Annotated in this window: 25 protein-coding genes and 1 other RNA gene; 11 read left to right on the plus strand and 15 right to left on the minus strand. The window is 59.4% G+C overall.

The window, feature by feature from the left end; genetic code table 11:
* Window positions 1-358: 358 nt before the first annotated feature.
* The 3 genes from QMC91_RS08925 to QMC91_RS08935 are packed head-to-tail and all read right to left on the minus strand — an operon-like array spanning window position 359 to window position 2,137.
* Window positions 359-1,225 carry a hypothetical protein gene (locus tag QMC91_RS08925; RefSeq protein WP_300237836.1) on the minus strand — a complete coding sequence of 289 codons (867 nt, stop codon included), beginning with the start codon at window positions 1,223-1,225 and terminating at the stop codon, window positions 359-361.
* The gene (locus tag QMC91_RS08930; RefSeq protein ID WP_300237838.1) at window positions 1,129-1,506 is read right to left on the minus strand and encodes a hypothetical protein; all 378 of its coding nucleotides are present in this window, start codon (window positions 1,504-1,506) and stop codon (window positions 1,129-1,131) included. The genes QMC91_RS08925 and QMC91_RS08930 overlap by 97 nt, the downstream gene beginning before the upstream one ends.
* Window positions 1,454-2,137: a hypothetical protein gene (locus tag QMC91_RS08935; protein WP_300237840.1), complete on the minus strand. Its 684-nt coding sequence runs from the start codon at window positions 2,135-2,137 to the stop codon at window positions 1,454-1,456. The genes QMC91_RS08930 and QMC91_RS08935 overlap by 53 nt, the downstream gene beginning before the upstream one ends.
* A 15-nt stretch (window positions 2,138-2,152) precedes the next feature.
* On the opposite strand from QMC91_RS08935, the gene QMC91_RS08940 reads away from it, so the two are divergent.
* A complete protein-coding gene (locus QMC91_RS08940; protein ID WP_300237842.1) occupies window positions 2,153-2,449 on the plus strand; it encodes a hypothetical protein in 297 nt (98 codons plus the stop codon).
* A gap of 283 nt (window positions 2,450-2,732) precedes the next feature.
* Here QMC91_RS08940 and QMC91_RS08945 read toward each other — a convergent pair whose 3' ends face one another.
* The 3 genes from QMC91_RS08945 to QMC91_RS08955 all read right to left on the minus strand — a co-directional run bounded on the left by QMC91_RS08945 (window position 2,733) and on the right by QMC91_RS08955 (window position 4,547).
* Window positions 2,733-3,017 carry a hypothetical protein gene (locus QMC91_RS08945; protein WP_300237844.1) on the minus strand — a complete coding sequence of 95 codons (285 nt, stop codon included), beginning with the start codon at window positions 3,015-3,017 and terminating at the stop codon, window positions 2,733-2,735.
* A complete protein-coding gene (locus QMC91_RS08950; protein ID WP_300237846.1) occupies window positions 2,996-3,139 on the minus strand; it encodes a hypothetical protein in 144 nt (47 codons plus the stop codon). Before QMC91_RS08950 ends, QMC91_RS08945 begins: the two co-directional genes overlap by 22 nt.
* A 394-nt stretch (window positions 3,140-3,533) precedes the next feature.
* On the minus strand, window positions 3,534-4,547 hold the full coding sequence (locus QMC91_RS08955) for a DUF3821 domain-containing protein (RefSeq protein WP_300237848.1): 1,014 nt from the start codon (window positions 4,545-4,547) through the stop codon (window positions 3,534-3,536).
* Window positions 4,548-4,749: 202 nt separating this feature from the next.
* Between QMC91_RS08955 and QMC91_RS08960 the strand changes: the two genes are divergently transcribed.
* Window positions 4,750-6,258, plus strand: a complete 1,509-nt coding sequence (locus QMC91_RS08960) for a DASS family sodium-coupled anion symporter (RefSeq protein ID WP_300237850.1) — start codon at window positions 4,750-4,752, stop codon at window positions 6,256-6,258.
* A gap of 17 nt (window positions 6,259-6,275) precedes the next feature.
* Here QMC91_RS08960 and QMC91_RS08965 read toward each other — a convergent pair whose 3' ends face one another.
* Window positions 6,276-6,818, minus strand: coding sequence for a PGF-CTERM sorting domain-containing protein (locus QMC91_RS08965; RefSeq protein WP_300237852.1), 543 nt, complete (start codon window positions 6,816-6,818; stop codon window positions 6,276-6,278).
* A 134-nt stretch (window positions 6,819-6,952) separates the two neighbouring features.
* On the opposite strand from QMC91_RS08965, the gene QMC91_RS08970 reads away from it, so the two are divergent.
* The 3 genes from QMC91_RS08970 to QMC91_RS08980 all read left to right on the plus strand — a co-directional run bounded on the left by QMC91_RS08970 (window position 6,953) and on the right by QMC91_RS08980 (window position 8,072).
* Window positions 6,953-7,228, plus strand: a complete 276-nt coding sequence (locus QMC91_RS08970; RefSeq protein WP_300237885.1) for a glutaredoxin family protein — start codon at window positions 6,953-6,955, stop codon at window positions 7,226-7,228.
* 1 nt (window position 7,229) lies between these two features.
* Entirely contained in the window at window positions 7,230-7,733 is a 504-nt protein-coding gene (locus QMC91_RS08975) for a ferredoxin-thioredoxin reductase catalytic domain-containing protein (RefSeq protein WP_300237854.1), read from the plus strand.
* A gap of 120 nt (window positions 7,734-7,853) precedes the next feature.
* A complete protein-coding gene (locus QMC91_RS08980; protein WP_300237856.1) occupies window positions 7,854-8,072 on the plus strand; it encodes a hypothetical protein in 219 nt (72 codons plus the stop codon).
* Here QMC91_RS08980 and QMC91_RS08985 read toward each other — a convergent pair whose 3' ends face one another.
* Window positions 8,073-8,438 (minus strand): hypothetical protein, encoded by a 366-nt coding sequence (locus QMC91_RS08985; protein ID WP_300237858.1) that lies wholly within the window; start codon window positions 8,436-8,438, stop codon window positions 8,073-8,075. It lies immediately after the preceding gene.
* Between the two features lie 70 nt (window positions 8,439-8,508).
* On the opposite strand from QMC91_RS08985, the gene QMC91_RS08990 reads away from it, so the two are divergent.
* Window positions 8,509-8,745: a winged helix-turn-helix domain-containing protein gene (locus tag QMC91_RS08990; RefSeq protein WP_300237860.1), complete on the plus strand. Its 237-nt coding sequence runs from the start codon at window positions 8,509-8,511 to the stop codon at window positions 8,743-8,745.
* Window positions 8,742-9,059 carry a helix-turn-helix domain-containing protein gene (locus QMC91_RS08995; RefSeq protein WP_300237862.1) on the plus strand — a complete coding sequence of 106 codons (318 nt, stop codon included), beginning with the start codon at window positions 8,742-8,744 and terminating at the stop codon, window positions 9,057-9,059. Before QMC91_RS08990 ends, QMC91_RS08995 begins: the two co-directional genes overlap by 4 nt.
* Window positions 9,060-9,063: 4 nt before the next feature.
* Here QMC91_RS08995 and QMC91_RS09000 read toward each other — a convergent pair whose 3' ends face one another.
* Window positions 9,064-10,740, minus strand: a complete 1,677-nt coding sequence (locus QMC91_RS09000; protein WP_300237864.1) for a phosphatidylserine/phosphatidylglycerophosphate/cardiolipin synthase family protein — start codon at window positions 10,738-10,740, stop codon at window positions 9,064-9,066.
* Between the two features lie 40 nt (window positions 10,741-10,780).
* Between QMC91_RS09000 and QMC91_RS09005 the strand changes: the two genes are divergently transcribed.
* From QMC91_RS09005 to QMC91_RS09015, 3 genes are read left to right on the plus strand one after another with little or no spacing between them, the layout of a single operon-like run.
* Window positions 10,781-11,383 (plus strand): uridylate kinase, encoded by a 603-nt coding sequence (locus QMC91_RS09005; protein WP_300237866.1) that lies wholly within the window; start codon window positions 10,781-10,783, stop codon window positions 11,381-11,383.
* Window positions 11,384-11,428: 45 nt separating this feature from the next.
* Entirely contained in the window at window positions 11,429-11,593 is a 165-nt protein-coding gene (locus QMC91_RS09010; RefSeq protein WP_300237868.1) for a zinc finger domain-containing protein, read from the plus strand.
* Window positions 11,594-11,595: 2 nt separating this feature from the next.
* Window positions 11,596-11,850 carry an elongation factor 1-beta gene (locus QMC91_RS09015; protein WP_300237871.1) on the plus strand — a complete coding sequence of 85 codons (255 nt, stop codon included), beginning with the start codon at window positions 11,596-11,598 and terminating at the stop codon, window positions 11,848-11,850.
* A 19-nt stretch (window positions 11,851-11,869) separates the two neighbouring features.
* Here the strand turns inward: QMC91_RS09015 and QMC91_RS09020 are convergent, their stop codons facing one another.
* From QMC91_RS09020 to QMC91_RS09030, 3 genes are all read right to left on the minus strand, one after another.
* Window positions 11,870-12,835: a malate dehydrogenase gene (locus tag QMC91_RS09020; protein ID WP_300237873.1), complete on the minus strand. Its 966-nt coding sequence runs from the start codon at window positions 12,833-12,835 to the stop codon at window positions 11,870-11,872.
* An 11-nt stretch (window positions 12,836-12,846) separates the two neighbouring features.
* An RNA gene (gene ffs / locus QMC91_RS09025) (signal recognition particle sRNA) lies at window positions 12,847-13,157 on the minus strand.
* A gap of 12 nt (window positions 13,158-13,169) precedes the next feature.
* Window positions 13,170-14,186: a hypothetical protein gene (locus QMC91_RS09030; protein WP_300237875.1), complete on the minus strand. Its 1,017-nt coding sequence runs from the start codon at window positions 14,184-14,186 to the stop codon at window positions 13,170-13,172.
* A 136-nt stretch (window positions 14,187-14,322) separates the two neighbouring features.
* Here QMC91_RS09030 and cls point away from each other — a divergent pair, with 136 nt between their 5' ends.
* Window positions 14,323-15,741, plus strand: coding sequence for a cardiolipin synthase (gene cls / locus QMC91_RS09035; RefSeq protein ID WP_300237877.1), 1,419 nt, complete (start codon window positions 14,323-14,325; stop codon window positions 15,739-15,741).
* 8 nt (window positions 15,742-15,749) lie between these two features.
* Here cls and QMC91_RS09040 read toward each other — a convergent pair whose 3' ends face one another.
* From QMC91_RS09040 to QMC91_RS09050, 3 genes are all read right to left on the minus strand, one after another.
* A complete protein-coding gene (locus QMC91_RS09040; RefSeq protein WP_300237879.1) occupies window positions 15,750-16,616 on the minus strand; it encodes a PHP-associated domain-containing protein in 867 nt (288 codons plus the stop codon).
* Between the two features lie 89 nt (window positions 16,617-16,705).
* Window positions 16,706-17,320 (minus strand): DUF2238 domain-containing protein, encoded by a 615-nt coding sequence (locus tag QMC91_RS09045; RefSeq protein ID WP_300237881.1) that lies wholly within the window; start codon window positions 17,318-17,320, stop codon window positions 16,706-16,708.
* A gap of 59 nt (window positions 17,321-17,379) precedes the next feature.
* Window positions 17,380-17,940: a hypothetical protein gene (locus QMC91_RS09050; RefSeq protein ID WP_300237883.1), complete on the minus strand. Its 561-nt coding sequence runs from the start codon at window positions 17,938-17,940 to the stop codon at window positions 17,380-17,382.
* Between the last annotated feature and the right edge of the window lie 256 nt (window positions 17,941-18,196).

The raw sequence follows: 18,196 nt of genomic DNA on the forward strand, positions 1-18,196 counted from the left end.
AACAAAAAGACGAAGATTCAGAAGGTGGCTGAATGGTGAAATGCGGAGGGGGCTATGAGGTGATAGAACTCTCCGGGTATCTGACCGCGTTTACCGCTGAACCCTTTGCCCCGTACTGATCCCTTGGGTCTCAGCCACAACTCCTGCAGGTTAAGCGCGAACGACCAGAGGAGGGAGTGTACGGAGACCCTGAAAAATGGCCCGGAGCGCGAGCCCCTTACCGCACCCCCTCCCCTCCTATTCCGCTCCCGCACCAGCCGCGTGCATAACACGCCTCACAGACGTTCGCCTGCCCCTCCCGCGACCGATAACACCGCCTTCCCCTTCCCGCAGACATCGCACCGACCGAGCTCAACCTTCACCCGCTCAAACGTCCGGGGATCCAGCACCCCAGGCAGGGGCTGCACCACCGCCGGCCGCAGACGTGACAGGGTCTGTCCTTTGCCACCGGGAGGGCGATGTAGTCACGGGGGTTCACCGGTGGTGGAGAGTGACAGCAAGTTTCAGCACGTTGACAGCAGGTGCTGTCAATGAGCGGGCGAAGAACCTGCGAGGTTTCCCGATTTTGCTCGTGATCCGGGACGTTCTCATTTTGAGTGACAGCAAAGTCGGAAACAGAGGTACCCCCCTCGTCACTGCGAGTCGCCTCGTGCGTGCTCTCCGTTCCTTTATTCTGCTGTACATGTGTGTGATCATATAGATGAATATCCTCATGTTGAGGGGCGTCTTTGGAATGGTCGCTTTTACGGGCGTTTTCTCGTTGACAGCAACTGCTGTCAACGTGCTGAAAACTGCTGTCATTGCTGTCAACATCCGGGTCATCGTCCAGCCAGACAAACGTTCCCCCGCTCCAGGCCCGGTAGACCTCAGCATCAAACGTGAAGTACTGCTCCCGGCGGCGGACCGTGACCCCGGCCCCGCCGTCCTCCGTCACCGTGGCATCGTAGAGGCTGATCGCCGGGCACTTCTCCAGGAGGCCGGAGTAGGGAGTCCCGCGGCTGGTGTAGCCGTTGAGGATCCGCCGGGTCTTCTGGTAGGAGAGGCCGAGAGCGCTCTGGAGACCCCGGACGGTGAAGACCTCGACCCCCATCTTCGCCACCGTTGCGAGTGCTGCTGCCTCGTTCTTCGTCAGTTTCGTCTCCTGCCCGCCGGTCGCCCCGGAGAGGGCGGCGTAGAGGTCCGCTGCCGCCCAAAAATCCTCCTCCCGGGCGATGACCCCCACCATCCTCCCCGCGGTCCCGCTGGAGATAAAAGAGCCGGGGCATGGCACCTGATCAGGTCAAAGAGCGTGCCGGGGTTCCGGCGGTTCTGGGTCGTCGAGGACCCTATCCGCCGGGCAAAGTGGATCCGGACCGGGAAGACTTCGGCTTTGACTACCTCCCGGATCGCCCTGGCGGCTAGGATGTCATCGTTCTCCGGGTCGTGGCAGGCCGCCCCCACCTCCTTCATGTGCTCAAAGACTCTTTTGTCCTGCTCGACGGTATCGTCGATCCAGACCGTGAGCATCCGGTTCATCACCTGGTCGTCGCCGATATCCTCGACCTTCGCGAGCCACCAGACGCACCGCTCCGGGAATGGTGCAGACCCGGAGCTTCCTCTCGGTCGTGAGGGTCCGGTGCTCGATCGGTTCCCGGAAGTTCGCGGTCGCTGATTTCAGGACCTCCTGCAGGTCGTCAGAGAGCGAGACGTCGTCGTCGTAGTAGAGCGCTTTGTCGGAGACGGTGCCTTTGAGTTTGTAGGCATCGGGGATGAGGTTCTGCATCGTCGTGCAGGCATGGGTCTTGCCTTTCCCGGGGTTGCCCGAGATCGAGACGTGGAGGCCGTTCGTGTTCTCGACCGACTGCGAGGCGACCGGCATCGCGAGAGACTCCGCGACGGTCCGGTCACCGGCGTGGCTCTTGTTGAAGATATCAAGGATGAACGCAAGCGGGTCGCCGTCACGGAGGATCGCGAGGGCACGCTCGCGATACTCCTCCCCGGCGGGAGGAGGAGCGGGGTTCTCCTCATTCGCCCCTGCAATCGCCTCCCGGGTCCGCCCCGGTTCATACATCGCCCGGAGTTCCGGCCACCGCTGCTCCCCTCCGCCGCAACTTGCGTGGTGACACCCGGCAAAGATGGCGCCGACGAGAACGGGCATTCTTCGAGAACGTAGATGGTCCCGCCCTGCCAGGGTCTTCTGCCCTGGACGGCGATCCCGTGCCCCGCAAGCCCGGGGGCGAGGGCGATGCCGCTTGCCTTCTTCCGCGGCGCCGGCTCCCCTGACTACCTCAGTCGCGGCCTCATCATTCGGGAGATCCACCCGGTACAGGAGGTGTGCCCCGTTCCCGGAGTCGGCCCGGAGGGGCTCAGGGAACCCCTGCTAAGAAAGATACGCCGCGATCCGCTCAGCGTCGGCGGAGGATGTCGGCGTCAGCGGTCGTCGCGTCTTTCCGGGAGAGCCGCATCTTGATCCGGTTCGCCCGCCGGGCAAGCAAGCCCGGGTTCACCGTATTCAGGGTGACGTAGATCCCGGCCACCGCAGGGTCGGCGTCGAGCGCCTCAACCGCCCGGACCTCTCGACCACGCCGTCGGCAAGCACGTTGACCACACTTTGAATGTCGGTGCTCATCCCCTCACCTCCGGCAGAAGGGGGAAGAGCAGGTTCTTCACGTCCTCCGCCTCAATACGGTAGGCTCCGGTATCGACGGAGACATGGAGCACTCCGCCGAGGACCGTGGGTGAGGACCCCGGGCTCAGTCATTACCGGCGGCCTCCTGCTCTGTCTGGACGACGGTGATGGAGTAGTAGTGGCAGTTTGTCCTGAAAACGCGGATCTCCCGCAGTCTCCAGCCGCATCTGTTGATCTCGGTAGCCACGAGTCGCGGGATCAGGTAGAGGGGGACGACCCCGACTTTTCTCTCGCTGGTCGCGGGTCTTATTAACCCGGACGGAGAAGAGTTGTTGGTAGTCCCGTGTGAACCGATGTTGGCGCACGCTTCAGCATGGGGGCTACCATTTATTCTGTCTCTGCTTTGCATTCTGTTTCCTCGTTGTGTGGCGTTATCAACCTGACTTTATCACGGGTGATCCGGTTCTCCCAGACTACCTTTGCTATCGGGTCCGGGATGTAGTCGAGCACTTCCGGGGTGATCTCTTCCATGCTGTTCTCCTGTGCAAAGATGCCGTGGTTCTGACATTGGTCGTCGGCGTCCCTCGCACAAAAATAGATGGATTCAAGGTGATATAAGCAAGAACCGCGCAACGTCTAAGTGGAGAGCAACCGTAACTCGCAGGAGATCCCCGGAAACGCTATAAAAGGCGAGTAGAACCGATAAATGGTGGGGGCATCTTAGTAAGGTTGGGTATCGGCTTTCTGCTGCGATTGCAGCAGGCCCCTGGAATTACCACAACGATTTTAGTGAACTACCCCGGCCTGAAGACCGGGGACTTCCCGCTCCGCCCCATTCACCCCGTGAGTTAAAGTTCCTGACGGATAACCCTTTCCGAACGCCGGATCATCACCGCCCCTGCACGGTGCACCATCCACACCCCCCCTACCCACGCCTGCCTACGACGAACAGAGCAACCCCGAGCGCCGCAACAACCAGAGCAACCGGGAGCGGTGTTGCGGTCGGCGTTGGCGTTACCGGCTCAGTCTCTGTCGAAACAGGGGTCGCTGTAGCGGTCTCCACCGGTTGGGTCGTTTCCACCGGTGCAGGTGTGGTGGGCGCGGGTGTGGTGCGGGTCGCCGTCGGTCTCACGGTCGCGGTCGCTGTAGGTGTCGGGGTCGTCTCAACCCCTATGCGGTTTGCGACCGTGAACGTCACAGGTTCAGAGTCCGGGGCGTAGGCATCGAAACTCTCCGGAGTCCTCCACACAGCACGGACGGAGTATACCCCCGGCTCACCGATATCACCGAGCCTCACCGCCCCCGGTCTCCCCGGGTCATCGGTATAAAACCGGGGCGAACTGACGTTTAACCCCGCGTGATTTATCCCACCGATGTTGGTCGTCTCAGCGCCGGACGGGGTTGTCAGCACAAGGTCTATCGTCGCCGGATAGACATTTCCAACCCTGTAGGATGCCCCGACCTCAGGAGCGGATACCCGGAAGGCTATCCGCGTGTTCGGTGAGACCGTAAGCCCTTTAAGAGGCTCGTTGTGGTAGGGGTATGCCAGCACCACGTCCAGGAAGACCTCGGGTTTACGGACGAAGACGTACGTAGTCGCCCCATCAACGGGGTTAAAGGCGTAGTACGTCCCGTAATCCTCGCCTACAAAGAAATCCAGCAGATCGAAGTTGGTATCATCAGCAACCGGTATGGTCTTCGTGATCCCCTCGTCAGGTCTGTCGTTCTGATACCTATGGAGCGCCGTTATGGGGTTATTTGTCGTCGCGTTGCGCAACGCTGAGAGGTCAAGCCCCTCTTCGTATACAAAGATCGTGTCGTAGGGCTGGATGTCGCGGATGGTCGGGCCGCGGGCTCCAGCCGGCCCCACCGAAAGGGCAACGATGCAGAGGACCAGGAGGATTACCCGACCTCGCCCGCGGAACCGCTCTGCTACCATGATACCCATTTTCTGACTCACCCAATATAAAACTGGTGCCGGGCCTCAAGACCCCTTCAGGTTCGGTCGCCGCGGCCAACATGAAGTGACGGCCACAACGACAGGATCGATAGAAAATACTGTGAATTTCATATTTACGCCCTCCGTTGGCGCCCAATTTGATCCATCTACACTTAAATAATTTCCTCGCACATTTATGGCAATGAAACGGGTCGGCTTCATCATAGCATCACTCCTCATCTTCCTCCTGATCCTTGCAATCCCCGTCGATCCTGCTATCCTTGCACCCGAAGCAAAGTCTGTTGCGGCCGTGACCGTCCTTATGGTCCTCTTCTGGGTCACGGGAGTAATACCGCTTGAGGTGACCGCCCTGCTTCCCCTGGTCCTCTTCCCGCTGCTCGGTGTTCTCTCGCCGGTGAAAGTTGCTGAATCTTATGGCAATGAGGTGATCTTCCTCTTCCTTGGCGGGTTCATCATCGCCATGTCGATGCAGCGGTGGGGTCTGCACCGCCGGATCGCCCTCCACATCATCCGTCTCGTCGGTACAAGCCCTAGACGCCTTGTCCTCGGGTTCATGGTCGCCACAGCCTTCCTCTCAATGTGGATCTCGAACACCGCCACCGCGATGATGATGATCCCGATCGCGGTCGCGATCATACTGACGATCATACCAGGGACAGAACAGTCGCTTGAAAACCTGGAAGGGAAGGATCGGGCCCTTGCACGCTGTCTCATCCTCTCCATCCCCTACGCTGCGAGCATCGGCGGGATCGCAACTATCATCGGAACACCTCCAAACGGGATCTTCATCTCCCAGCTTGCAGTGATCTTTCCCGACGCACCCACCATCGATTTCTTCACCTGGATGAAGTTCGGTGTCCCGTTCGCCGCCGTATTCCTTATCATCGCCTGGATCTGGCTCACAATGGTCTCTTATCGGCGGATGGAAGCAAACCTGCCAAGTGCAAAGGGGCTCATCCGCAAGGAACTCGATAAACTCGGTCCCCTCTCAACGGGCGAACGATGGACGCTTATAGTCTTTGCCCTGACCGCACTCGCCTGGATATTTGCGCAGACAAAGGATATCGGGGGATTCATCGTACCGGGCCTGGACATGATCTTTCCGGGGATCAAGGACTCCACAATCGCTATATTCGGGGCACTCCTCCTCTTCCTCCTCCCGGTAGATGCAAAGAAAGGCATATTCACCATGGACTGGGAGTGGGCGGTGAAGATCCCCTGGGGGATCCTCCTCCTCTTCGGCGGGGGCATCGCCCTCTCCAACGGTTTCATCCAGAGCGGACTTGCCGCAACGATAGTCAATTCTCTCACCCCCCTCCACACCCTCCCGATCGCAATCCTGATCTTTGTGATAGCGCTTGGTGTCTCGCTTGCGACAGAGGTCTCATCGAACACCGCCATGGCCGCTGTGCTGATGCCGATCATGGCGGTCATGGCCATCAGTGTTGAGGTAAACCCACTATTCCTGATGATGACTGCCGCCGTCTGTGCCTCTCTGGCATTCATGCTCCCGGTCGCCACCCCGCCAAACGCCGTCGCATACGGGAGCGGCTACATCGAAGCAAAAGACCTTCTCCGCTCGGGTTGGGCGCTTGATGTCATAGGTGTCACACTCTGGACGCTCTTTCTCTTCACCGTCGTAATGTGGGCGCTCGGCATCCCGCTCGACCTCCCCGCCTGGGCGCTCTGAACCGGGGAACCTCTTTTTTACCGCCGCATCAGGATGACAGCAACTCCTGCCGCAATAAACGCAGAGAACGGAAACGCTGCCACAGTGGTGGGGGTCGCCATCTCCTGTGTCGTCGTCGGCGGGGTTGTGGGATCCGCGGTTGTTTCCGGTATCACGGTGACCTCTGCCGCCGCGATCACGCTGAATGTGGTGCTTGCACTGGCATCGCCCTCGACCCATTCCACGACAACAGAGTAGTCACCGGGCTCAAACCCTGTTGTATCGATCTCAAACGACCAGGTGTTCCAGGTAGCGTTCCCCTCCTCCACAACAACCGTCCCTGCCGCACCTCCTCCAGCGGCAGGAACAGACTTGTTCCCGGGCCAGAACCCGATCGGAGCCACCGTGACGAGCAGACGGTCGCCCGGAGCAAGGTTAGTCGTCCCACTGATGGTGATCCTCTCGCCGGCAACGACGCTCCCTATCTCATCAACACTCATCTCCTGCGCGGCGGCAATCCCGCAGATAGAGACTGTAAAGACGATTATGGCCATGAACCCAGCACAGATTCCGGACTTCATTCCACCCTTACCTCAATCAGGTCTCCTCTATCGCGGGATAAGAATCTTACCCTCCCACGGAGCGCGGTCTGACGGTAAAGTACTTACCTCTGCTGCTCGTAGTAGAACCCAATGGAGGAAACAGTGTGGTAGAGATGCAGTACGTGCCCGGTGATGACAACCACAAGGTGGTGCTCTATGCCCTGAGCACCTGCGGTTGGTGCGCCCGGACAAAACAACTTCTAACCGACCTCGGCGTCGGGTTCTCCTACGTCTATGTTGACCTCCTCAGAGGCGATGACCAGGGCATCGTGGTAAGAGAGGTCGAACGCTGGAATCCCAGGCTCTCGTTCCCAACAATCGTCATCGACGATTCGAAGGCGATTGTGGGGTTCAGGGAAGAGGAGATCCGCAAAGCGGTGGGTGCTTGAGATGGTAAGCGATAAAGATGTTGACCGACTCGTCCAGGACCTGGCGCGCGAGGCCGAAGCCGGGGGCTACCATCTCAATCCGGACCGTGAGTTTACCAGGGGGCTTGTCCGCGGCCTGCTTGCAAATCGTGAGCGATATGGCTACATCTCCTGTCCATGCCGGCTCGCTTCGGGAAACAGGGAGGATGACCTGGATATCATCTGCCCCTGCGACTACCGTGACCTGGATCTCGCCGATTACGGTGCCTGCTACTGCGGCCTGTATGTCACCGCTGACGTGGAGGCTGGCGTGCGCACCCCCGAACCCGTCCCGGATCGCCGGCCATCGCCGGTAGAGCGCCGCAAGAAGAAGGAGGAAAACGTCACGGTAGCCCGCGCACCTGGAGACCTGAAATACCCCGTCTGGCGGTGCCGGGTCTGCGGTTATCTCTGCGCAAGGAACGAACCGCCTGAGACCTGTCCGATCTGCCGGGTCTCCCGCGACCGGTTTGAGCGGTTCGTGTGAGACCGCCAGAGACAGCGCCCCAGTCCGTTTCCCGATCAGTGTAGCTGCAGCAGCGCGAGGATATCCATACTGCCGGGGATCAGAGGTCTCATATAGCCGGGAGGACGATTATCCAGGTATATGCCGGGCATAAGGATAAAGAATGGAGACCTCCCCTCCGGGGCCGGTGTGGAAGGGGGGCGGAAGAAGCGAAGAGACGAGAGCCAGGGCTCCCCCGCTGGTGAGGATGAAACCGCGCAGGCAACCGCAAAGAAAGAGGAGAAGCCGCGAAAATCCCGGGGCCTACCACAGTTTGGGGATAGCGGGAACGCTGATATATTCTATACGAAGACAAAATAGTCAGTCGAGCACCTCGAGATCTCCAGCGGCGTTCACCACCACCTCACGTTCTCCGCGATAGGTCTGGACGATCCCATACAGCACCACACTCTCGTTCTCCTGAAGGTCAAGACCGGCGGCCACGTTCGAAGGGATGAAGACCCGGGTCCCACTGACGGTGAGGATCAGGTGACCGCCGGTCGATGTCTTTGTGATCGACTCAATCTTACCTTCAAGGAGCACCAGCGCTCCATCCGGCACTTCTGGTGAGTAGGGTTTTGCTACCAGCGATCGCCCGCCGATGTCAAAGAGGATTTGCACCGCAAGCACGACCACGACAACACATACAAGCAGTGCAAGTGCCCATCTCTCCTGCCGCTCAAACATAGTTATACCTTCGACGCCCGGAGAGATAACTTCCGTCAGTTTGATATGTTAACAGCGTTAACCATCCTGTATGGATGATATTATAAACCTGCCCCCCTCCTCGCAAAAGATCCTGCATCTGCTCGAGAGTGGAGGTGCGCTGACGCACAAGGAGCTCGTCCATCTAAGCTCTCTCGCCCCCCGCACCGTCCGGTACGCGTTAAAGAGGCTCAAGGATAACGACATGATCGTGGAGAAGTTCAACTTCAGGGACGCCAGACAGATTCTCTATGAGTACAAAGACCCCCAGATGGTGTCCGCGCGATGACAGAGCCTTTCCACTGCGACATAATGCGGTGTGATAACCTTGTCAGGCGACTGCTCCCCGCCATGCGTGCCGAGATGGTATACCGTCTGGTGAACGAGCGGGGAATCAGCCAGAGCGAGGTCTCAAAACGTCTCGGCGTCAGCAGGGCGGCAATATCCCAGTACATGAGCCGAAAACGTGGATGTAACCGGGGAGAATTCCCCGAGAAACTTGAGATGATCATTGAGCAATGGGTCTCCGCCATCGCCTCGGGAGAGGGCAGGATAACCATATGCGACATCTGCCGCTCCACCGATCCATCCGACCGGCGCTGAGACCTCAGGTGCGTCTCGACCGATAGAGGTACAGCACTGCAAGCACGGCGATGATACAGACCGCAAGCACCGGTTTGAGTCGATCGGGCTGGTATACCCCTGCCGCTCCCGCCTTATCTGCGGCGTTCCAGTCGTCGTCAAAGACTGCCAGATAGTAGGCAGCGATGGCCGGATGCTCGATGATCACGCCTGCCTCCCGGTTGAACGCTGGAGAGTTAGCGTTCCAGTTGATGCTGCTGACGAGCACAGCCCGGTCATCGACGATTACGCCCTTGTTGTGGACTTTAACCAGGTTGTTTGCCTCGAGATCGACGAGTCGCGCCTCGAGCGGCAACCCCTCGGCCGTGGCGATCCGGTTGATCACCACCACCATCTCATCGTTGTCAGCCTCATCCTCGATGTTAAACCATGCAGAGTCCAGGAGCACCCTGACATCGACACCGCGCCGTGAGGCGTTGATCGCGGCAGCAAGGTAGGGGTTCAGGACAGTCCCGGTCTCGTTTGTGATGTAAGCCTGCTCGATCTCGATACTCTCCTCCGCCCCCTCGATCAGCCCGATGATGAGGGAACTCGTGTCGGGTGATATCACCGGGGTCACCCGCGCCCCATCCACGCGGCAGGGGGCGAACTCAACCCTGTATGAGGATGACCAGATGTTCCCGAGTTCAGCAGCTGTGACCTCGACCGGGACTATATCTCCGCCCGCAACATCGTGGAGGAAAACCTCCCTGAAGTAGGCCGCAACCTCTGGATCTTCAAGCCAGACACCCCAGCCCCGGTTCCCCCTCAACCCTGGTTCCGGGTAGCCGTCGGGTTTGAAGTTCTCGCTCCCGAGAAAGACAGTATTCCCATCGATCACCAGATACTTGGCGTGATCGTAACGGTACTTCGCGTGAGCGGCATCCGTCGTCGTCATCGAGAGAACCGGGATACCGCTCCGGTTGAGCGCACCAGCTACCGCTCTCCCTTCCGATGAGAACCCTCCCACAGGGCCACCCTCAAGGAGAACGATCACGTTAACACCCCGTCCCCTGGCGCGAATTAGGTCTTCTGCCATCTTACTGTCGGTGAACTCGTAGACGTTGACCAGGATCTCGCGCTTTGCGCCAGCAACCGCTTCGGAGAAGACCTCATACGAGCAGTCAGGAGCGACAAACGCGGTCACGGCCACGCCATCGAATGTCGCTGGCTCAAACCTGGACTGACCGATGAAGAGCGGACGTGGGTCCCAGACACCGTCTTCAAGGTAGTGGATCTGCCCTTCCCGCGGCCGGACGTCGGCGGGCCAGGCAACCTGCTGCACAAGGGTTGTCCCGTGGTAGAGGAGGAGTTCGTCCGCCCGATTCGCCATAAGGAGGTTCCCGTTCTGGATCACATCGGGGACGGCCGGTGTACGCTCCTCGGTCTCAAAATCGGGCAGGTAACCGTGTACCTTCTCAAACGCCGCCCCGCTCCTCGCAACAACAAGCCGGCCGTCGATACGTGTTCCGGGCGGGAACCGGTAACCCCCCTCTCCATCCGAGATGACATAACCATCAAGCGACCCCGTCCCCTCCAGCACCAGGTACTCATCCGGGTCGCCGGGCAGGTAGGGGTCTGGGCAGAACTCAACGATCTGAATACCGGCTACCGTGCCGGCAAGGAGACAGAGGATCATTATTGCAGCGGCGATCCGGCGCATGCGCAATATTATGTCTCCCCCGGTTAAATAGCAAAACGATATGACTCCGCCATCAGATCCGCTGGTAGTCAAGGTCGGCGGGAGCCTGTTTGACCGGGTCAACCCTCTGATCGAGATCTTCCGGGAAGCGGATAGACCAGTGCTCATCGTGCCCGGCGGCGGCAGGTTTGCCGACCTCGTCCGCGACCTCGGCGTCTCCGGGACACCCGGCCACTGGATGGCGATCGCCGGCATGGAGCAGTTCGGGTGGTACATCGCCTCGCACGGCGTCCCGCCTGTATCCTCCATCGCGCCGCCGGAGGGAGTTGAGGTTCTCCTACCCTACTCTGCGCTCCGCGAGACCGACCCCCTCCCCCACACCTGGGGCGTCACCTCCGATACAATCGCCGCCTGGGTCGCGCAGCGTCTTGAGACCGAACTTCTCCTCCTGAAATCGGTCGACGGCATCCATCACCGCGGGAGGCTCCTGCCCGCTGTCCATGACCCTTCCATCGTCTGTGATGAGGTCGATCCACACTTCCTTCCATTCGTCTTCGAGCACGGCCTGCGAGCACAGGTGATCAACGGCAGACGCGACGAGCGCGTCAGGCATGCGCTCCGCGACGAGAGCGTTCCCGGGACGCTCATTGATCCGAGATTTTAACTTCCCTGACGGCGACATGATAAGATAAGATTCGAGGAAACAACGATGACAGGAAGAGATCGATGTACCTCCTGCAACGCCACACTGGCCGAACCGGGCTCAACCTGGTTCCCCTGCCCGATGTGCGGCTACGAGATCAACCGGTGCCACCGCTGCAGGGAGCAGAGCATAGAGTATGTATGCCCGAAATGCGGGTTCAGGGGGCCATAACAATGGGAAACGTGGCTCTCATACTGAAGGTAATGCCAGAATCACCCGACGTCGACCTCGAAGCGCTCAAAAATGCCATCCAGGCGGCTGTGGCCGTCGATGACATCCAGGAAGAGCCGATCGGGTTCGGGCTTGTGGCGTTGAAAGTCGCCGTCGTTGTCCCCGATAGGGCTGGAGCGCCCGATGAGGTCGAGACAGTGCTCCAGAAGATAGAGGGCGTCGGAAGCGCCGAGATCATCGAATCCACACTTGTTTGAGTGCGGGTTCCCGAAAAACCTATTTTAACGGTTGAAGGTCTAACTCAAGCCGCTCCATCACCTCATTGGTGAGACTGCGGATCTTCTCGACGGAGTCGCGGAACCCGGCAACCTCTTCCTCCTCGATCCTGATAGGAACTGGAAAGACGCCTTCGCGGTTCAGGCGAGCAGGGACACCTATGCAGACGTCACCGATCCCGTGGATCTCACTTTTGATGTAACATGAGACGGTGAGGATACGGTTCTCGTTCCCGAGGATCGTCCTTACAAGGGTTGCTATTGCTTCTCCGGGCCCGTAGACTGTGGCGCCCTTGTCCCTGATAATTGCTTCGCCGCTTGTCCGTACGGTCTCGATCATCTCCTGCTTCGGTAGGCCGGAAAACGTTGGCAGGTTACCTATCTGGATACCGCCGATCGTCGTGGCCGACCAGAGCGGAACCATGCTGTTGCCGTGCTCGCCGATGATACGCGTATGAACCTCGCTGACGTGAACCCGGAAATAGTGTCCAATTAGCGATTTCAGGCGCATTGAGTCCAGGTGCGTTCCGAGACCGAAGACCTGCCTTGGCTGGAGACCCGAGTACTTCAGGGCGACAGCGGTCATGACATCTACGGGGTTTGTGACCAGGAATAGGATGGTCTCTGGCGATGACCGACCGATGGTCGCGGCAGCTTCGGCAACGATCCTTGCGTTCTCGAACGCGAGATCGGTTCTGTCCTGACCGGGGCGGCGAGGCATCCCCGCTGCACAGACGACTATATCCGAACCTTTTGCATCAAAAAGGCTGGAACTGTATGAGATACGGACATCGTTTCCCCGCGCAGCGAACGAATCAGACAGATCGCGGCAACACCCGGCCAGGAAGTCTTCACGTCCGGGCCTCCCGACAAGCAACATCTCGTTGACATACGGGATCTCGGATATGGTGTGGGCCGCAAATAGACCGACGTTCCCTGTAGCCCCAAGAATCGTTACTTTTGCCATAGAGATCGCTGCTGGGGACACGTCCTCGGTCGACCGTGCGCGCAAGCATTCACCGCTGCATCCCTTCTCCACCCCGCAACCCCATGGGCGCCGAACGTCCGCGGTAAGTCTGCTCCCTTCCGGGCCTGGACCGGTGCCCGCGGCAAAAGGTCGCCGCCCCCTCCGGGACTTTGATCCCTTTCCGCCGACCTCATGGGACGAGGCTTCTACGTCGGGACACAGCGGATCCTGCAGGCCGCTGCGGCCTTCCTCGGACTTCGCCCCCCGCTTGGCGGCGGTTTCGGGTAACAGGTGACGCCGAACCACCCGGGCTAGTCCCCGTAGGTAGTTGTGTCTACGGGATAAAAATACCTCCGCCCACCCGGGTCTGCCAGGCGTGGGCAATCCGCGCAACCCTGGCGGAATCCTCTTTACCGAATAGATCGAGGGCGGTAAGATCGATCTCTGGCGGCAGGACGGTCGGAAGGCATCTGAGATCCCCCTGGTAGACCCTGGCACCTTCCGCACTCGCGACAGGGACTGGTTCCCTGGCTACAGGAGACCTCCGGAGGTCATCGTAGGAGCGGTAGAACTTAACATCCCCGCTCCCGAGACTCTCGTGATTGACCTGGATGTTGCGGGCAGTCCAGTAGGCCGCGGCGTACCAGGCATCGTTGTAGATTACGCACTCCACACCCGCCAGTGCGGCGGCGAGCCCAAGTGTCCCGGCACCGGAACAGGCGTCGACGAACGTCCGGGGGTGTTGACGGCCGATCTGGCGCTCAAGCGAGAGAATCTTCTCGTTGCGACCACGCGGAAACTCGATATGCAGCACCGACTGCTGTTTGTAGACAACTATTGGTCCCGCCCGGGTCTGGAAGACGTCTGCCCGGACGTCGCATCCTGCAAGAAGGGTGTGCTCAAGAGGTTCCGAATCAGTGTCCCTGACTCCCGGTGTCCCGTCCACCGTCCGGACAACTCCCCGAACCTCCGGCACACCGGATACCAGGCGTCTGGCCGTCCGCTCTCCAACCCGTCGGGAGAGGAGGAGCAGCGAGTCCGGCGGGAGGTAAGGCGGGTTTCTCATGGCAAATCCCGGGTTGACGAGCGGGGTTCCGACAGCACCGAGTGGCTCGGTCCCGGCAAGATCGCCCTCGTCCACCATCACGCGGTAGATGTGGGCAAAGACCTCATCAATGAACCGTCGCCCGCAGGTCGGGCAGGGTTCTGCCGTATCAATATCCGGCGGCGGGATCCTCTTGTCGTAGATGAGGCCCATACAGTCGAGGCAGGGGTCAAACCGCCCGGGCAGTTTCGCAAGAACCTTCGACGCGTCTTCGACGCAGTCGCGCCCGCATACGGGGCAACTCATACCGATGCATTAGAACTCCGGGTATATAGGAGTTTCAGGGATGAGTCCGCGGCGCGGGTATAGTTATACATCCAGAGGAATAGATAGATGGAAGAATCCTGTTCCTACAGGGGGCCTGTGAGTGGATCTATCACTGTTGGGGTGGGTTATCCTCCCCCTGAACGTCATATTCGCCGTCATCATCGTATTCTTCGAGCGGAAGGAACCGACGGAGGCAATAGCCTGGCTGATAGTCCTCTTTCTTCTGCCCCCTGTAGGGTTCGTGCTCTACCTGCTGCTCGGGCAGAACTATAACCGGCAGAGGATGTTCGTAGTCAAGGAACATGAGGACCGCACCTTTCTCCGGGAGATCTTCGCGGAACAGCAGAGGACACTCGTCGGAGGACACCATCGATGCAACACAACCGAGACAGAGAGGTTCCACAAAACGGTATCCCTCCTGCTACAGAACAATCAGGCCTACCTGACAGGGGGGAACCGGGTGGATATCTTCACGCGGGGAGAGGATAAGTTCGAAGCGCTCTTTGCCGCGATCAGGGAAGCACGTCACCACATCCACCTTGAGTACTTCGTCATCAACAACGATGGCCTGGGACGGGCGGTTATCCACGAACTTGCTGAGAAGGCACGTCAGGGGGTTGAGGTCCGTCTCCTGATCGATACCATGGGGTCGCTCCGGGGAGGGGGGTCACGGGCCGCGTTCAGGGAACTGACAGATGCAGGCGGGAAGATCGGGGAGTTCTTCCCCTCAGTCTACCGTGTCAACTACCGTAACCACCGCAAGATCGCCGTCATTGACGGCGTTACAGGGTTTATCGGGGGGTTTAACATCGGAGACGATTACGTGGGGGAGGGGCCGCTCGGCTACTGGCGCGACACGACGCTCCAGATCAGCGGCCCGGCGGCCTGGGCGCTCCAGCTCCGGTTCGTCCTTGACTGGAACTACACCACCGGCGAGGGGGTGAGACTGAACTCCCGTTACTTCCCCTCACCAGGCGCTCCCGGCAGGACACCGGTCCAGATCGTCTCCAGCGGCCCGGATACACGGTGGAGCCCGATTAAGGAGGGTTACATCAACCTGATCAACTCCGCCAGAAAGTCGGTATACATCCAGACACCTTACTTCATACCGGACGAGAGCGTCATCGATGCGCTCAGGATAGCAGCGCTCTCCGGGGTCGATGTCAGGATCATGATCCCCTGCAAACCCGACCATATCTTCGTCTACTGGGCGACCCTCTCTTTCATCGGTGACCTCCTTGAGGCGGGGGTGCGGGCCTACACCTACGATGCCGGGTTTTTACACGCAAAGACGATCGTCGTCGATGGGGAGGCCGGTTCCGTCGGGAGCGCAAACTGGGATATCCGGAGTTTCCGACTGAACTTCGAGGCTAACGCGTTCTTCTACGACGCGGCCGTTGGTGCCGAACTTGCAGGGGCGTTTGAAGCCGATCTCAACGTCAGCACTGAGATCACGCTGGAGGACTATCTGGCGCGCCCCCTCGGTGTCCGGTTGAAGGAATCGGTCTCACGTCTCTTCTCGCCGCTGGCATAAGATGCCGCTCAACGACCCAATCGACCCTGGACGAAGTTCCGGATCCTTGGAAATTCCTGCTCCCACCGGGCCCGGAGGATCGGGACGGTATAGGGGAGGTGGTGCGGGAGGACAGCGGTCGCCATAACCGCTTTCTCGGCGAGCGGGCGTTCGCGCCCGATGACGACTGTCTCTCTCTTCCGGATGGCGTCAAGGAACTCGTCGACGGTATCGGCCTCGGCACAGGTGACGACCCCGCCAAGTTCGTGGAGTAGATGCCCGTCAGTCCCCCCTGTCCGTCCGAGACCATGGGTTGCGGCAAGCCTTGCGGCCTTCAGGTTATGTGTCCGGGCCATCCCGCCGCAGATAACCTCGAACGCGTCCAGACGAGAGAATATCTCTTCCCCGATACAACTGCCAACCACACAACGTTCGACCCCCCGGTTAAGGAATGAGTAGCCGCATGGGTGCGCCTCGGCGGCAATACAGGCGTAATCCTCGTGGCGGTCCAGGATCTCCTGCGTGTCGAGGCGTATGGCGGTGAAAGGACCGTCTCTCCGGTTTCTCTCTATGTGCCGCTGATAGAAGTCCTGGAGATCGGGTACCGAGTAGAAGTAGAGGAGGATGTGGGGGCCGTCGTTGGCGCTGACCTCGATCCCCGGGATTAGGGGGACGCCCATACCCTGCCGCTGAGCCTCGACGACGCCACCTATCTGGTTGTGGTCGGTGATCGCAAGCCCGATCCCCTGCTCTGCCGCAAGTCTCAGCGCATCCTGCACACGGGTGGCGGAATCGGAGTAACAGGTATGGAAGTGGAGGTCTGCCGGCAGAAACCCGAGACGCTGGATCTCGTGGGGCTGAGGTCTTTCGAATACGATGTCCCTGTAGTAAAGCATGGGCGGTCTATCTGATCAGCGGTAGGCACTCCAGGACGAAAAAATGTTCCCCTGATACAGAGTGGAGGCGGGGCTTACACCCGAACCTCTCAATCGGTCTGAGAATCTTCAGGGGCCACCAGTTTCTCTGTGATCTCATCCTTTGATGACCTGGAGAGGTAGCGATCCCCGGCAACCGCCACGATGATCGCGCCGATCAGGACAAAGATCATATCCAGCATGGTGTCGTCAAGCCCATGCTGGAGTTCTGTCCCGAGGAAGGTGTCAAAGAGCCATTCGTAGATCTCCCAGAACGCTCCCATCGCCATCGCAGCGATGACTATGAACCCGACGATCATCCAGTGGGAGAGGTTCAGCCTGCTGAACCGGTCGAGCAGCAGAACGGCGACAAAGGCGAGCACCGAGACGGTCATCCCCGAGACGAAGTGCGCAACCTTGTCGTAGTAGGGGTAGTAGAGCATGTAGAACCCCCGGATCTCGCCGGCGATATGGAGGTAGAGCGAGATTGCTATGAGGAGGTTTACCTGCCAGGGGAGGGTGATGCTCAACCGGCGGGTAATGACGGTTGGAACCAGCGTTAAGCCAAGCCCGATGGCGCCGGTGAAGACCTGCGAGTATTCCCCGAGCGAGAGAGCTATGAGGATGTTCACTGCTATGAGGGACTGGAAGAGATAGGCAAGGTATAGCCCAACAGGCCTCCTCATAAAGATCAGTGTTGGACGGGTATCCTAAAAACATCTTCGCCATCCCGAACCGACTGAATCTACCACTCAACGAACCGGATATCGATCTCCGCAAGTTTCCGGTAGATGAGGTACTTTCGTAACTCGCGCCGGTAGTCGTAGACAATGTACTCGTAGGTGTCCCAGATCGTCACCCAGTTAAGGATCGTAACAAGACCGGCGAGCATGGTCATGAAGAAACCATGGAAGTAACCTATAAAGAAATAGAAGAAGAGGAGGGCAATACCGGCGTTGATCGCGGCGATGAGGATACTGGTCTTACCCTCGCGGCGTGACGCTCTTCTCTCGTTCTCGAGGTCGCGTGACCTGAATGTGTAGTGGCGGCGCACCGCCTCCGGGATCAGGGAGGCCTCTTCCGGGGAGAGAGAGCCCCGCGGGAGGCCCACAGCTATACCGGCGACTTTCCTCGGGTCGTGGCCGTCGATGTAATTGGCGATGAACGATTCCGCAAACGCGGTGAGTTCCCGCTCGGGGAGGGGGTACGGGTCGGCAGCGTCAAGGAGCTGGTCTTTTGACTTGAAATGAAACTCTATCTCTGCATCCCGACCCCGCTCATTCGTGACAACACGGACTTCCTGCATCCTCCACCCCGGGCACCGGTGATCCCGGCAGAAACTCTACCCGAAAAAACTGAGTTGTTATCGGATATATCTATGATTCTGGACAACGCTGCCCGGGGGGCAGCAGAAGAGATTCTCACCTGACCAGACATGATTGAACCTTGAGCGCGCGCACCATATCCGGACGGATCCCGTCAACTCAAAGATCAGGAGTGTGACTGCTCCCCCCTCCTTTCGTCGGGGGCATCCAGGGTTTTTCAGCCCAGAGATTGCAGCC

The organism is Methanoculleus sp., from assembly GCF_030019085.1.
In the GTDB taxonomy this organism is placed as follows: Archaea; Halobacteriota; Methanomicrobia; order Methanomicrobiales; family Methanoculleaceae; genus Methanoculleus.

Bases quoted from the DNA above. Each gene is read 5' to 3' on its own strand.
- QMC91_RS09040 (WP_300237879.1), bottom strand. From the start codon at position 16,616: ATGCTTTACTACAGGGACATCGTATTCGAAAGACCTCAGCCCCACGAG.
- QMC91_RS08925 (WP_300237836.1), bottom strand. From the start codon at position 1,225: ATGGTGGGGGTCATCGCCCGGGAGGAGGATTTTTGGGCGGCAGCGGAC.
- QMC91_RS08965 (WP_300237852.1), bottom strand. From the start codon at position 6,818: ATGAAGTCCGGAATCTGTGCTGGGTTCATGGCCATAATCGTCTTTACA.
- QMC91_RS08970 (WP_300237885.1), top strand. From the start codon at position 6,953: ATGCAGTACGTGCCCGGTGATGACAACCACAAGGTGGTGCTCTATGCC.
- QMC91_RS09010 (WP_300237868.1), top strand. From the start codon at position 11,429: ATGACAGGAAGAGATCGATGTACCTCCTGCAACGCCACACTGGCCGAA.
- QMC91_RS09000 (WP_300237864.1), bottom strand. From the start codon at position 10,740: ATGCGCCGGATCGCCGCTGCAATAATGATCCTCTGTCTCCTTGCCGGC.
- QMC91_RS08980 (WP_300237856.1), top strand. From the start codon at position 7,854: ATGCCGGGCATAAGGATAAAGAATGGAGACCTCCCCTCCGGGGCCGGT.
- QMC91_RS09030 (WP_300237875.1), bottom strand. From the start codon at position 14,186: ATGAGTTGCCCCGTATGCGGGCGCGACTGCGTCGAAGACGCGTCGAAG.
- QMC91_RS08995 (WP_300237862.1), top strand. From the start codon at position 8,742: ATGACAGAGCCTTTCCACTGCGACATAATGCGGTGTGATAACCTTGTC.
- QMC91_RS08935 (WP_300237840.1), bottom strand. From the start codon at position 2,137: ATGCCCGTTCTCGTCGGCGCCATCTTTGCCGGGTGTCACCACGCAAGT.
- QMC91_RS08960 (WP_300237850.1), top strand. From the start codon at position 4,750: ATGAAACGGGTCGGCTTCATCATAGCATCACTCCTCATCTTCCTCCTG.
- QMC91_RS09045 (WP_300237881.1), bottom strand. From the start codon at position 17,320: ATGAGGAGGCCTGTTGGGCTATACCTTGCCTATCTCTTCCAGTCCCTC.
- QMC91_RS09020 (WP_300237873.1), bottom strand. From the start codon at position 12,835: ATGGCAAAAGTAACGATTCTTGGGGCTACAGGGAACGTCGGTCTATTT.
- QMC91_RS08985 (WP_300237858.1), bottom strand. From the start codon at position 8,438: ATGTTTGAGCGGCAGGAGAGATGGGCACTTGCACTGCTTGTATGTGTT.
- QMC91_RS09015 (WP_300237871.1), top strand. From the start codon at position 11,596: ATGGGAAACGTGGCTCTCATACTGAAGGTAATGCCAGAATCACCCGAC.
- QMC91_RS08940 (WP_300237842.1), top strand. From the start codon at position 2,153: ATGGTCCCGCCCTGCCAGGGTCTTCTGCCCTGGACGGCGATCCCGTGC.
- QMC91_RS08930 (WP_300237838.1), bottom strand. From the start codon at position 1,506: ATGCTCACGGTCTGGATCGACGATACCGTCGAGCAGGACAAAAGAGTC.
- QMC91_RS08990 (WP_300237860.1), top strand. From the start codon at position 8,509: ATGGATGATATTATAAACCTGCCCCCCTCCTCGCAAAAGATCCTGCAT.
- QMC91_RS08975 (WP_300237854.1), top strand. From the start codon at position 7,230: ATGGTAAGCGATAAAGATGTTGACCGACTCGTCCAGGACCTGGCGCGC.
- QMC91_RS08950 (WP_300237846.1), bottom strand. From the start codon at position 3,139: ATGGAAGAGATCACCCCGGAAGTGCTCGACTACATCCCGGACCCGATA.
- QMC91_RS09050 (WP_300237883.1), bottom strand. From the start codon at position 17,940: ATGCAGGAAGTCCGTGTTGTCACGAATGAGCGGGGTCGGGATGCAGAG.
- QMC91_RS09005 (WP_300237866.1), top strand. From the start codon at position 10,781: ATGACTCCGCCATCAGATCCGCTGGTAGTCAAGGTCGGCGGGAGCCTG.
- QMC91_RS08945 (WP_300237844.1), bottom strand. From the start codon at position 3,017: ATGCAAAGCAGAGACAGAATAAATGGTAGCCCCCATGCTGAAGCGTGC.
- QMC91_RS08955 (WP_300237848.1), bottom strand. From the start codon at position 4,547: ATGGTAGCAGAGCGGTTCCGCGGGCGAGGTCGGGTAATCCTCCTGGTC.